The sequence below is a fragment of the Sphingomonas sp. jy18 genome, from assembly GCF_056931895.1.
The window spans coordinates 449,921-463,136 of the sequence record NZ_JBXPBT010000002.1 but is presented as its reverse complement, the minus strand read 5'-3'; the positions used below and the strand labels follow the sequence as shown (position 1 = coordinate 463,136).

Sequence of the window (13,216 nt, the reverse complement as noted above, 5' to 3'; positions counted from 1 at the left end):
GGGGGCTGACGAACATGACTGTAGGGCTGTTCAACCGGAAGTGGCAGATTGCCCCGCGCGGCGGGCGATGGCTGGGGCTGACCGGTGCCGGCTTTGCCCTGTTGCTCGCCGTGCTGATTGCCGCCCCCGAAGCGCGATCCAACGCGATTGCAGCGGAGGGTGTGCATCTGGGTGTCGCTTCTTGCGCCGGGTCTACCTGCCACGGCCGCATGGCCGGAGACGGCCCTGTCGTGCGGCAGGATGAAATTTCCAAGTGGCAGGAGCCCTCCACCCAAGGCGGTGCGCACAGCCGGGCATTTGCCGTCCTCTCGAACAGCCGCAGCCAGTTCATCGCGCGCAATCTCGGCATCGCTGACGCCAGCAGCGCGCCGATGTGCCTCGGCTGCCACTCGAGCGTCGCGGTGGCCGGCGGCGGTGCGTTCCGATACCAGACCAGCGACGGCGTCAATTGCGAAAGCTGCCACGGCTCGGCGCAGGGCTGGATCAGCTCGCACTATGCCGGCCTGCTCGATGGCCGCGCGCAGCATGCGGACAATGTGCGCCGCGGCCTGCGCCCACTCGAAGACAGCAGCGTGCGCGCCGCAGTCTGCCTCGATTGCCATTTCGGCTCGGAGCGCAACGGCCAGTTCGTCACCCACCGCATCATGGCCGCCGGTCACCCGCGCATCTCGTTCGAGCTCGACCTGTTCTCTACCTTGCAGGCGCATCACAATGAAGACGCCGACTATGCCGAGCGCAAGGGCCGCACCGACCATGTGAAACTGTGGGCGGTCGGCCAGGCCATGGCCCTGCAGCGGTCGCTGGCACTATTCCAGCGCGACGATCGTGGCACCGAAGGCGTCTTCCCGGAATTCTACTTCTACGACTGCCACAGCTGCCACCGCCGCATTTACGATCAGGCGGAGCCGGTGCGCACCGGGGTCAACAATCCTGGTCGCACGCCGCTCCCCGAAGGCATGCCGCCCTATAATGACGAGAATATGATCATGCTGGCGGCAGCCGCTCGCATCGCCGATCCGGGCATGGCGCGGCGGTTCGATGAGCGGGTGCAGGCGTTTCATGCCGGCATGGCCAGCAGCCGCCCGCGCGCGGTGGCGGCGGCGCGTGAGCTCAATGCCGTCGTCGCGGAAATGGCCGCGGCTTTCGAACGCGGCGCGCTTGGCGAGGCCAGCGCAGGACGGCTCGCGCAGGAAATCGCCAGCCAGGCGATCCGCGATCGCTTCACCGATTACGAAGGGTCGGTGCAGGCGGTGATGGGCGTCGATACGCTCCTCAGCGCCATGGTTTCGTCGGGTCAGGCAACCGTCGGGTCGGCAGCCGCCATTCGCGAGGACATCAACCGCGCCTATGCGGCGGTGCGCGATCCCAACGCCTATCGCCCGCGCGATTTCCAGGCAGCGTTGGCCAGCGCCGTGCGCGGCATCGGAGCATTGCGCTGATGCGGGCGAGATTGCGCAACCACACCGGATGGCTCGCCATCATCGCGCTGACGACGGCCAGCTGCGGCGGCGGCGGTACGTCGCCTGCGGCCGGCCCTGCCGGGGGCGGCACCAGTCCCACCCCTGCTCCCACCGGCGCGCGCTATTCCCTGCCCGCTGCCGAAGCGCTGACCGTTGCCGATGTCGAGCGCGTCATCGCCCAGGCCGTGGGCGAGGCGCAGGCACGCGGCCAGCGCGCCGTGATCGCTGTGGTCGACCGCCCGGGCAATGTCCTCGCGGTCTTCCGCATGACCAATTCGCCCCCGACCGCGCTGATCCCTGCGGCGCCAAATGGCGACAGTCGCGACGCACAGAACCAAACTGTACCGACCACGGCTGGTGCAATCGCAAAGGCGATAACCGGGGCCTATCTGTCATCCAACGGCAATGCCTTTTCGAGCCGCACGGCCAGCATGATCGTCCAGCCTCATTTTCCACCCGCACCGGTAGCGGCGGGGCTTGAATCCGGTCCGCTGTTCGGGGTGCAGTTTAGCCAACTGCCATGCTCGGACCTTTCCGCGCGCTTCGTCGAGGGCAATATCGGCACCGGTCCGCTGATCGGGCCCAAGCGCTCGCCGCTCGGACTATCGGCAGATCCCGGCGGCCTGCCGCTCTACAAGAACGGCGTGTTGGTCGGCGGCATCGGCGTGATGTCCGATGGGATTTACGGATTCGATCCCGACGTCACCGATATCGACACCGATCAGGAGGAGTATGTCGCGCTGGCCGGCACGCGCGGATTTGAAGCGCCGGAAGAGATTCGCGCCGATCGGATCCCTGTCGATGGGACGACCTTGCGCTATTCGGATGCTCGCTACGAACTTCTCGCGGCAGCATCTTCGCCAAGCTTTGCCTCGATCAACGGACCGGGTGGGCAGCTTATCCCGGTGCGTGGCTATTTCGGCTTTCCTTCACCAGTCATCCAGGCCGGCACGGCGTATGGCACAGAGGCGTCTGGGCTTCGGCTGGCAACGGCCGCTGAATTTGGCCGGACAGACGCCATGGTGCTGAGCAACGGTGCTGGCGTCAATCGCTATCCGATTCGCGGCGGGCTTGATGGTGGCGCGATTTCGACTCCGCTCACCGCCGCAGAAACAAGAACCATTCTCGAGGAAGCCTTCACCGTGATGGCCCGTGCGCGCGGTCAGATTCGCCGCCCGTTGTCGAGCCAGGCGCAGGTAACCATCAGCGTCGTCGACACACTGGGCAACGTTTTGGGCATTGTCCGTGCGCCCGACGCGCCAATGTTCGGCATCGATGTTTCGCTGCAGAAAGCGCGGACAGCGATGTTCTTCTCAAACTCGGTAGCGGCAAGCGATCTCCTCTCGGATCCCAGTCCTGCGGTACGGGCCTACGTCCCGGCGTTGCGCAACTTCCTGAACGACCCTTCGGCACTGACTGGCACCCACGCCTTCACCGATCGTGCCAATGGCAACCTGCATCGGCCATTCTTCCCCGATGGCGAGATTTCGCCGGTGGCAGGGCCGCTGTCACGCGACATATTCGGGTTCAATCCCTTCTCGACAGGTATCCAGACCGCGATGACCTTCAAGGACATCGAAGATCACCTGTTTTTCGTGTTCAACATCACGCCGAATGATGTGAAACGCGGGTGCACACGTATTCCGTCGACAGGGGTCAATCTCAACCGGCTCGCCAACGGCATTCAGATCTTCCCCGGTTCGGTACCCATCTATCGTGGGAATACACTGGTCGGCGGCATTGGCATTTCCGGCGACGGCATCGATCAGGACGACATGATCAGTTTCCTCGGCCTCGCCAATGCCAGCGCCCGGCTCGGTGGCAGCGTGGGCAATGCGCCGCTCGAGAAGCGGGCCGATCGCATTGTGGTGGGCTTGCCGGACGGCCGTCAGGTCCGACTGCGCTACGTCAACTGTCCCTTCAATCCGTTCCTCGATACGGATGCCCAGAATGTCTGTCAGGGTCTCTGAGCGATGAGCCTCGCCCTCTCATTCATTGCTCCACTGCTCGCCACCACCGCTTTGTCGTCGGACCCGGCGGTCATGGATGTCGACAGCGCCGAAACCGCGACGGCGGACGCAGCGGCGCTCGACGCGGAAGACAGCGCGCACGAGCCGGAGGAAAATCCGCCGCCCGCACCGCCGCCACCGCCCGCCGACTGGCGCGTGCGCATCGACCCGAGCCTGCTCGAGGAGATATTGGAAGGCCGCCGTCGCCCCGGCTACCAGCCGGGCTTGCCCGAAGCGGTGACGCAGGACAATCCGGGCGCCATCCGCGCCCTGCCACCATCTGCCTTCCCGACGGACTCGCTGCCGCTGCCGGACCGCTGGCGGCTGATCACCAACCTCTGCCCGGTGCAGACGGTGTTCACGGCTGTGCGCGACGTCTGCCGGCCGCAAACCGACCCCTATCACCAGAATCTGCTGAAGGGCGATCGCCCGATCCCGCTTTACGATCTGCCCGACTGGCTGCCGATCAACGGGCATGACTGGTTCCTGACGCTTAACGCCATATCCGACACGGTGGTGGAGCCGCGCACCTTCCCCATTCCCGTCGGCGTGCAGACCACCGAGCGGCCGGACAGTAACAATGTGTTCGGCCGGTCGGCCAGCCTCGTCCTCAGCCAGACCTTCATCGTCGGCGCTGCACTGACCAAGGGCATGACCGCGTTCAAGCCGCCGGATGTCGAGTATCGCGTCGCGCTGGCATACAACATCAACTATGTCGACGTGCCCGAGCGGCGCGTGCTGTTCGTCGAGCCGTCTCGGCCCAGTCACCGGCTCGACAGCTTTCTGGGCGTGCAGGAGCTGTTCGTCGACAAGCATCTCGGCAATGACAGCAGCCGCTATGATTTCCACTCGCTGCGCTTCGGCATCCAGCCGTTCCAGCTCGATTTCCGCGGCTTCCTGTTCAATGACAACCAGCTCGGCATCCGCCTGTTCGGCAGCCGTGACAACAACCGGTTCCAGTACAATGTCGCAGCGATCTGGCGGCTGGAAAAGGACACCAACTCTGGGCTGAACGATATCACCACCACCCCGCGCCGCGACTGGGTGTTCTTCGGCAACCTCTATCGTCAGGACTTCCCCTTCGTCGGCCTGACCAGCCAGGTCACCGTGGCCTATAACCTCAACCGCGAGGCGGAAGAGATTGCCATCGACGACAACGGTTTTCCCGTCCGCCCTGCCCTGTTCGGCACGCTGCGCACGCGCGAATATGATGTCTTCTATGTCGGCTATAATGCCGACGGGCGCATCGGCCGCATCAACCTGACCGCATCGCTCTATGGCGCATTCGGTGAAGACCGGTTCAATCCGATCACCGATCGTGTCGCACGGATCGAGGGATATTTCGCCGCCTTCGAGGCGAGCTACGATTACAACTGGATGCGTTTCCGCCTGTCCGGGCTCTACGCCACCGGTGACGGCGATCCCTACGACGATGTCGAAAGCGGCTTCGATGCCATCTTCGAGAATCCCCAATTTGCCGGTGCCGACACCAGCTACTGGATCCGTCAGGTCATCCCGTTCGCCGGCGGCGGACGCGCGGTCAGCGTCAACGGCCGCAACGGCATCCTCAATTCGCTGCGTTCGTCGAAGGAAGAAGGCCAGTCGAACTTCACCAACCCCGGCACCATGCTGCTCGGGCTGGGCGGCGATTTCGACCTTACGCCGGAAACGCGACTGACCGTGAACCTCAACCACCTGTGGTTCGAAAACACCAGCGTGATCGAGGTGCTGCGCAACCAGGGCAGCATCAGCCGCGACATCGGCTACGATCTGTCGCTGTCAGGAATCTATCGCCCGAACACCAACCAGAACATCGTCTTCCGCCTGTCCGCCGCCGCGCTGATCCCGGGCGACGGCTTCGATGCGCTGTTCACCAACTCGCCCCGCTACGACGCCTATTATTCCATCCTCGCCAACGCGACCTTCACCTTCTGAGCCGGTAGACATCATGCGCCGATTGTACGCCCAGTGCCGCCTCCTTCTCACCCCGCGCAACGGAGTGATGACCATCGCCGTTGCGGCGTTGCTGGGTGCGCTGGCGCTGACCGCCCCGTCGGTCAACGCGGCGGAAGGCGAGACGCCGGTGCTGCGCCGCTATGTCACCGCCCCCGCCGCTCCCCGCGTCCAGCCAGGCGACACGTTCGAGGCGCAACGGGTCACGGTGATGGAAAAGTCGGAAGGCTGCTTCTCCTGCCACGTCCGCACCGACGAACCGTCGATGCATGCCAGTCCGGCGGTGCAGCTCGGCTGCGTCGATTGCCACGGCGGCAACGCGACCGTGCGCGGCAATCCCGCACTCGGCTACGGCCATACCGACAATATGGCGGCAATGGAGCGGGCGCACGTGCTGCCGCGCTACCCGCGCAGCTGGAACTGGCCATCTTCCGCCAACCCCAGCCGCAGTTACACGCTGCTCAACCGGGAAGCGCCCGAGTTCATCCGCTTCGTCAACCCCGCCGACTATCGCGTCGCGCGCGAAGCCTGCGGGGCCTGCCACCTCAACATCATCGAGAATGCCGAACGTTCGATCATGGCGACCGGCGCGATGCTGTGGGGCGGGGCTGCCTACAACAATGGCATCGTTCCGTTCAAAAACTATATCATGGGCGAATCCTACACGCGTGAGGGCGAGCCGGCTTGTATCGTCAGCCCGTCGAGCATCCTGCCGCGCGAGGATTGGGCACGCGCTTGCGCCGACATAACGATGTCTGCCGACGAGATATTGACGCCCGAGGAACAGGCACGCGGTGCTCTGTCGCGCATGTATCCGCTGCCGGCGTGGACCGTGATTCCTCCGGGCGATGTGTTCCGGGTGTTCGAACGCGGCGGCCGCGTCATCAATCCGGTGTTCCCGGAAATCGGCCTGCCCAATTCGACCGGCCAGATCCAGCGGCTCGACGAGCCCGGCCGCCCGGACATCCGCCAGTCGAACCGCGGTCCCGGCACCGGTCTGCGCGTCGCCATTCCGGTGCTCAACATCCACAAGACGCGGCTCAATGACCCGTTCATGTGGTTCATGGGCACCAACGACCAGCCGGGCGATTACCGCTCCTCAGGCTGCTCTGGTTGCCACGTCATCTATGCCAACGACCGTGAGCCGCGCCATTCGAGCGTCTATGCGCCCTTCGGACGGGACGGCCAGACTCAGACCGTCGACCCCACCATCAACCGGCTGATGCATCGCCCGGGCGGGCACGACGAGGATCATGGCGACGGGCATGACGCCGCCAGCCGCTACCCCGCGCCGCCCTCGCTTGCCGATGTTCAGGCGCATGCGCCGTCGGATTCGGACCATGGCGCCTTGATCCCGGCGGGTGCCCCGGCCGAGCGCGAGCGCGGCCACCCCATCCGCCACGCCTTCACCCGTGCCATTCCCACCGCCCAGTGCATGAACTGCCACATGCACCAGCCCAACATCTTCCTGAACAGCTATCTCGGCTACACGATGTGGGACTATGAATCCGATGCGCCCGCCATGTGGCCCGGGCCGGAGAACACCGCCCCACGGCCCGCCGGGATGAGCGACGAGGATTATCAGCGCATCTACCGCAGCCAGCATTATCCGACCGCATCGCAGGTGCGCGCGATCAACGATCGCAATCCTGAAGCGGCCGCGGCGCGCGGCCTGTGGGGCGATGTCGAATTCTTGCGTGACGTCTACAGCCTCAACGGCCAGCTGCGCGACACGCAGTTTGCCGACTATCACGGCCATGGCTGGAATTTCCGCGCCATCCTCAAGCGGGACCGCGAAGGCAATCTGCTGGATGCCGAGGGCCGAATGGCAACCTATGGCACCGAGACCGACAACATCGTGTCGCCCGACGATCCCGAGCGCTGGCGGCGTGAGGGCGAGCCCGAGTTCGTCCAGCCTGGCACCAACCCCGGCCGGACCGTCCACATGATGGACATTCACGCCGAACGCGGACTGCAATGCGCCGACTGCCATTTTGCGCAGGACAGCCACGGCAATGGCTTCATTTATGGTGAAGTCGCCAACGCCATCGAAATCGGCTGCAAGGATTGCCATGGCACGGCGGACGCCTATCCGACGCTGCTGACCTCGGGCCCGGCCGCGCCGCCCACCGGCACCAATCTCGCGCTGTTGCGCAACCCGGACGGCAAGCGCCGCTTCGAATGGGTCGAGCGGGGCGGCCAGCGCGTGCTTATCCAGCGCGCCATCTCCGACCCCAACCTGGAATGGGAAGTCAGCCTGGTGCGCGACAGCGTCCAGCGCGGCAACATCCACTTCAACCCGCGCGCCGCCCGCGCCAAGCTGATGGGCCGGGTCGATGAGGACGGCAATCTGCCATGGGGCGAAGGCGTCGCGCCCGAAGACCGCGCGCATGGTGACGACACCATGACCTGCTTCACCTGCCACCTCAGCTGGACGACGAGCTGCGGCGGCTGCCACCTGCCCATCGAGGCCAACTGGATGACGCAGGAACATCATTTCGACGGGGAGACGACCCGCAACTTTGCCACGTACAATCCGCAGGTGGCACGCGATGACATGTTCCAGCTCGGCCGCCACCAGACCACTAAGGGCAACATCATCGCGCCAGTGCGCTCATCCTCGGCGCTGATCCTGTCTTCGACCAACATCAACCGCGAACGCATCTACGTGCAGCAGCCGCCGGTCAGTGCCATCGGCTTCTCCAGCCAGGCCTTCGCGCCACACTTCCCCCACACGGTCCGCACCAATGAGACCAAGACCTGCACCGACTGCCACCTGTCGGCCGAGGAAGACAATAACGCGATCATGTCGCAGCTGCTGCTGCTCGGTACCAACTATGTGAACTTCATGGGGCTCAACAACTGGTCGGGCCTCGAAGGCGGCTTCCAGGCGACCCGTGTCACCGAATGGGAAGAACCGCAGGCAGTGATCGGCAGCTACCTGCACCGCTATGCCTATCCCGACTTCTATCGCCTGCATGTCGAGCGCAACGGCCGCGAGCTGATCAACTGGCGCCGTGGCCCCGCCATCGACGGCGATCTGTCGGGCGAAGCACGCGGGCAGGAAGAATTCGCCAATGTCGTGCAGGGCACGCGCGGGGCGGTCGGCTGCCTGCAGAACCGCGGCGAATATATGTTCGTGGCGGAAGGACGCGGCGGGTTTGCCGTCTATGACATCGCCCAGATCGGGAACAAAGGCTATTCGGAGCGGATCATCACCGCGCCCTTCTCGCCGCTCGGCCACGACATGCGCGTGCGCAGCCGCAACGCCACCTGCATGGCGCTGCCCACCAACCAGCCGATCAATCCCGCCCGCAACACCGAGGTGATGCGCGAGATCAATCAGGAACAGCCGTTCCATCCGATCTACAATTATGCGGTGGTGACCGACAGCGAGGAAGGTCTGATCCTCGTCAACGTCAACACCTTTGCCGATGGCGAGCTGCGCAACAACGATATCGATCGCGCCGTGACCTGGAACCCGGACAATGTGCTGGCCGGAGCCCGTCACGTCACGCTCGCTGGCCATTTCGCCTATATCGCGGCAGATCGCGGGCTGGTCGTTGTCGACCTCGACAATCCGCTCGAGCCCCGCCTCAGTGCCGTGCTGCCGCTGACCGGTGCCAAGGCCAGTGCCATCCAGTTCCGCTATCTGTGGGTGACGGACAGCGAAGGCGTGAAGCTGTTCGACGTCACCACCATGGCGGCGCCGGTAGCGGTCCCGGAGGGCACGATCGCCCTGCCTTCGGCCGAGCGGCTCTATATCGCACGTACCTATCTCTACATTGCGGCACGCGATCAGGGCCTCGTCATCGTCAATGTCACCCGCCCGCGGGCACCGCGCGAATATATGCGCTACACCGCAAACGGAGCGCTCAGTGATGCGCGCGACGTCACGGTCGCGTCGACCAACGCCAGCCTGTTTGCTTATGTCGCCGATGGCCGCAACGGCATGAAGGTGCTGCAGCTCACCAGCCCGGCGAGCCAGCCCAACTTCTACGGCTTCAGCCCGGCGCCAAGGCCCGAGCTGATCGCCTTTGCCAGTACACCGACGCCTGCGATTGCCATGGCCAAGGGCCTCGATCGTGACCGCGCAGTCGATGAGACCGGCGGGCAGATCGCCGTGTTCGGGCGCCTCGGCTCGCGTCCCTTCACGCGGTCCGAAATGGAAACGCTGTTCCGCAGCCGCGCCGGTGGCCTGCTCTACCGCGTCCGCGACGAGGTGGAGATGGCGCAATGGCGCGGGCCAGTGGGGCGCGGCGTCGGCGATCGCTGAACGCCGACTTCTGCTTTATCGGGTCAGCCGCGTCGGGGCATCCGCAGGGTGAAGCGAGCGCCCTGCCCCGGCGCGCTGTCGACGAGTATGTCGCCGCCCATCGCCAGCGCCAGCTTCTGCGAGATGTAGAGGCCAAGGCCGCTGCCACCGCCATCGGTGCGCCCGAGTCGCTCGAACTTTCCGAACAGCCGCAGCTGGTCTTCCAATGAAATTCCGGGCCCCTGGTCGGCAACGGTCACGCTGACCCATTCGCCATCCTCGTCCTCGACCCGCACCCAGATATGGCCACCTTCCGGGCCGTAGCGAATGGCATTGCCGATCAGGTTGAGCAGGATCTGCAGCACGCGGCGGAACTCGCCCGTCGCCGGTGCCTGCTCATCGAGCCGCGGCGCGTCGATGCGCATGTCGCGTTCCTGGGCTTTCATCGCCAGCAGACCGGCGGCGCGGCGCGCGACGTCGGCGAGATCGACAGCTTCTGCCGCGACAGAGAAATTGGCCCGGTCGACCGCCTGCAGGTCGGCAAGATCGTCGACCAGATCGAGCAGATGCCGTCCGGCCAGCGCGATGTCCGAGGCGTAACGCGCATAGTCGGCGCGAATCGGGCCCTGCAACTGGCCTGCGATGGTTTCGGCATTGGCGATGATACGGCCGAGCGGCCGCCGCATCGCACCGTCGATGCGCAAGGCAAAGCTGCGCATGTCGGCCGACCCCAGCACCATACCCTCCTCATCCGCCGTCCGCCCTGAAGCGATGGCGACATCATCGGGAAGATGGCCGAAGCCGATCGGCTCGGCGCGTCCGAAAAATCCGGTGAATTGCTCGCCGTCGATCAGCGGCTCGGCGGCCAGCGCCAGAATCGTGCCCTCGGCGACGCCATGCGCGAGCCGGGCGCCCTGCCCCGCGACCCGCTCGTGCGCCGCGAGCGCACCCAGAATCGGAAACTGTCCGTCGCTGTCCGGGGTCAGATGGAACAGCCGCGACATCGGCTGGCCGAGCCAGTCGGCATCGCCAAGCTGCCAGGCCGAATCGGCATCCACCTGCACCAGCCGCAACCGCACGTCGCAGGCCCAGCGGATGACGCCCGGCGGCACGACACGGCGCGGCAGCGGCTGCGGTGGCGACTCGCTGTCCGGATCGACACTACGCGGGGCGGCGGTGACATCCCATTCGACCAGTTCGATCCGCACGGTCGATCCTTCGGGCAGGAACCGGCCATGCGCCCGGATCTCGCGCTGATCGTCACCCATCACGACCGGCCGCTCGATCGGGGTCGCGAGCCGGTGCGCGAGTACGGCAAGCCGCGCCAGCGCCGGCAGCAGCAGCGGTCCGCCCAACCGACCACCCGCCGATTCCTGCAGCGACAACAGTTCGGCATCGGCCGACAGCAGAAGCCCTTCGCCGGAGACGCGTGCGCGCACAGCCGCGATCATCGCCCGTCACTCCAGCAACGGACGAGGCGGTGCACCGGCCCGGTCAGGCGGCAAGGCACAATCAGTGTCATTGCCGCCGTGGTAGCTGAACGATGTTAATGGCAGCTAAACCGCGTTGCCGGTGTCCGCCCGGCGGTCCTGCCAGATGCCGTGCCAGAACAGTGCCATGGCGGGGAGGACAATCACGGGAACGGCGAGCGATGCGCCGAGCAGCGCAGCGCACAGCATAAACAGCGGCCAGATGGCGGCAAGATCGAGCAGCGGACGCGCCCGACGAAGCCGCTGGCCTTCCGTCACCATGGCCAGGATAGCCAGCGTGAACCCGCCGTCCCCCAGCACTTGCTGCAGGCTGCCCCAGCTCGAGCCGCGCTCCGCGAGGACCAGCACGACGATCTGGACGGCAAGTCCAAACCCGGCGAGCCACTTCCACAGGCCGGCCTCCGGACGGAATCGCGCGATAAAATCTCCGGCAACATGGGCCAGCATGGCCGCCGAGCCGAGCGCGACACCGGGCAGCAACTGGCCTGCCATCACCAGTCCGCCGGCGCCGAACGCCGATGTCAGGCTGACGAGCCGCGCCGCCTTGCCGCTCCCCTGTCGCGCCAGCAGCGGCGCCGCGCACAGACGGACCAAGGGCCCCATCAACCAGCGGCGGCCGAGCCCCGGCTCGCGGACATCGGCTTGCGCCATCGCGCGCTGCTCAAGCGCCGCGATCGCGCTGCCGCTGGTGGCAACCGCCATGTCCCCGCTGACGAACTGGCTCTCGTCCCAGTCGAGCCGGTCGACCCCGGATTGCACGGCGGCGCGGAACATGAACAGCTGCGGATCCCAGTCGCTCGGGCAGTTGGCGAGTTCGCCAAGGCTGCGATTGTCGAGCAACGCCAGCCCTGCCCACCGGGTATCCGCGTCAATGCGTTCAAGCGCTTGGGTGCTGCTGCTGTCATCTGTTACCAGCAATATCGGTGACCGTGCTGCCGCGATGGAGCGCCATGCCGTGGCCGATGCGATGATGGCGTCTCCCACCAGCAGCAACCGGCTGGCTTCCCCCGCCGTCCGCACCACGTCGCTGCCGTCCCGGACAAGCTCGACCGGCAGGCCGCGTGCCCGGATGCGGTCGCAGACCTCGGCGAGCGCAGAAGGCACACCGTCGACAAGCAGCAGCAACCGCTCTGCCCCGGCCCGGCGCGCGGACTCGGCCTGCTGCTCGATCACGGTCATCCCTGCCATCGGCAGCAATGCCCTCAGGCGCGGCATCCCCCACGCATCGACATCGTCGGCCAGCGTCTGGGCCGCAGCCAGTGCAATCAGCGTCATGAAGCCAGCGATAGCATGGGGGGCTTGCCTTCACCACTGCGCTCGCCGACATCGGCGGGCATGGCCATCGTGCAGGATCGTTCGGGAGAAGCGGCGCTCGTCGTCGGCGCCAGCGGCGGCATCGGGGCTGCTTTGGCAGACCGATTGACCGCGCAGGGCTATGGGACCGTCCATCGGCTGGCCCGCCACGGCCCGATTGCCTGCGATCTCACCAGTCCCGCAAGCATTGCCACAGCCGCCGAGGCGGCCTTGTCAGGCCCGCCGGTGACCAACGCGATCATCGCCACCGGCCTGCTGCATGACGGTCAGCGCGGGCCTGAAAAGGCGCTGCGGGAGCTCGACAGTGACTGGCTCGCCCAACAGTTCGCCATCAACAGCATCGGCCCGGCGCTGCTGCTGGCACAAATTCTTCCCCGCCTGCCCCGTGACCGCCATGTGCGGGTGGCCGCACTGGGGGCGCGTGTCGGCAGTATCTCCGACAACCGGCTGGGGGGCTGGTACGGCTATCGCGCGAGCAAGGCCGCATTGCACCAGATCGTCCGTACTGCAGCCATCGAATGGGCGCGCAGCCACAAGTTGGGCGTGCTGGTGGCGCTCCACCCCGGCACGGTGGCAACGGCGCTGAGCGCGCCATTTGCGCGATCGGGCAGGACAAAACCGCTGCTCAGTCCAGACGAATCCGCCGCCGCGCTGCTGGCGGTGCTCGATCGGCTCACGCCTGCCGAGAGCGGGCGCATTTTCGACTGGCAGGGGCAGGAAATCGCTGCCTGACAG

General features: G+C 66.0%; 7 protein-coding genes. 5 read left to right on the top strand and 2 right to left on the bottom strand.

The features are described 5' to 3' along the window. The first annotated feature begins 14 nt into the window (after nucleotides 1-14). The 4 genes from AC0QC4_RS07370 to AC0QC4_RS07355 all read left to right on the top strand — a co-directional run bounded on the left by AC0QC4_RS07370 (nucleotide 15) and on the right by AC0QC4_RS07355 (nucleotide 9,698). The gene (locus AC0QC4_RS07370; RefSeq protein ID WP_483659086.1) at nucleotides 15-1,439 is read left to right on the top strand and encodes a multiheme c-type cytochrome; all 1,425 of its coding nucleotides are present in this window, start codon (nucleotides 15-17) and stop codon (nucleotides 1,437-1,439) included. Further along, nucleotides 1,439-3,430 (top strand): GlcG/HbpS family heme-binding protein, encoded by a 1,992-nt coding sequence (locus AC0QC4_RS07365; RefSeq protein WP_483659085.1) that lies wholly within the window; start codon nucleotides 1,439-1,441, stop codon nucleotides 3,428-3,430. The genes AC0QC4_RS07370 and AC0QC4_RS07365 overlap by 1 nt, the downstream gene beginning before the upstream one ends. Before the next feature lie 3 nt (nucleotides 3,431-3,433). Then, nucleotides 3,434-5,404: a hypothetical protein gene (locus AC0QC4_RS07360; protein ID WP_483659084.1), complete on the top strand. Its 1,971-nt coding sequence runs from the start codon at nucleotides 3,434-3,436 to the stop codon at nucleotides 5,402-5,404. 67 nt (nucleotides 5,405-5,471) lie between these two features. Beyond that, complete coding sequence (locus AC0QC4_RS07355) at nucleotides 5,472-9,698, top strand: LVIVD repeat-containing protein (protein ID WP_483659083.1); 4,227 nt, start codon at nucleotides 5,472-5,474, stop codon at nucleotides 9,696-9,698. A gap of 23 nt (nucleotides 9,699-9,721) precedes the next feature. Here AC0QC4_RS07355 and AC0QC4_RS07350 read toward each other — a convergent pair whose 3' ends face one another. Continuing rightward, complete coding sequence (locus AC0QC4_RS07350; RefSeq protein WP_483659082.1) at nucleotides 9,722-11,128, bottom strand: sensor histidine kinase; 1,407 nt, start codon at nucleotides 11,126-11,128, stop codon at nucleotides 9,722-9,724. Between the two features lie 105 nt (nucleotides 11,129-11,233). Beyond that, nucleotides 11,234-12,442: a hypothetical protein gene (locus AC0QC4_RS07345; protein WP_483659081.1), complete on the bottom strand. Its 1,209-nt coding sequence runs from the start codon at nucleotides 12,440-12,442 to the stop codon at nucleotides 11,234-11,236. 60 nt (nucleotides 12,443-12,502) lie between these two features. Here AC0QC4_RS07345 and AC0QC4_RS07340 point away from each other — a divergent pair, with 60 nt between their 5' ends. Further along, complete coding sequence (locus AC0QC4_RS07340) at nucleotides 12,503-13,213, top strand: SDR family NAD(P)-dependent oxidoreductase (protein WP_483659080.1); 711 nt, start codon at nucleotides 12,503-12,505, stop codon at nucleotides 13,211-13,213. Nucleotides 13,214-13,216: the final 3 nt, after the last annotated feature.

Coding starts and splice junctions, on each gene's coding strand:
- AC0QC4_RS07350 (WP_483659082.1), bottom strand. CDS start 11,128: ATGATCGCGGCTGTGCGCGCACGCGTCTCCGGCGAAGGGCTTCTGCTG.
- AC0QC4_RS07370 (WP_483659086.1), top strand. CDS start 15: ATGACTGTAGGGCTGTTCAACCGGAAGTGGCAGATTGCCCCGCGCGGC.
- AC0QC4_RS07345 (WP_483659081.1), bottom strand. CDS start 12,442: ATGACGCTGATTGCACTGGCTGCGGCCCAGACGCTGGCCGACGATGTC.
- AC0QC4_RS07355 (WP_483659083.1), top strand. CDS start 5,472: ATGACCATCGCCGTTGCGGCGTTGCTGGGTGCGCTGGCGCTGACCGCC.
- AC0QC4_RS07340 (WP_483659080.1), top strand. CDS start 12,503: ATGGCCATCGTGCAGGATCGTTCGGGAGAAGCGGCGCTCGTCGTCGGC.
- AC0QC4_RS07365 (WP_483659085.1), top strand. CDS start 1,439: ATGCGGGCGAGATTGCGCAACCACACCGGATGGCTCGCCATCATCGCG.
- AC0QC4_RS07360 (WP_483659084.1), top strand. CDS start 3,434: ATGAGCCTCGCCCTCTCATTCATTGCTCCACTGCTCGCCACCACCGCT.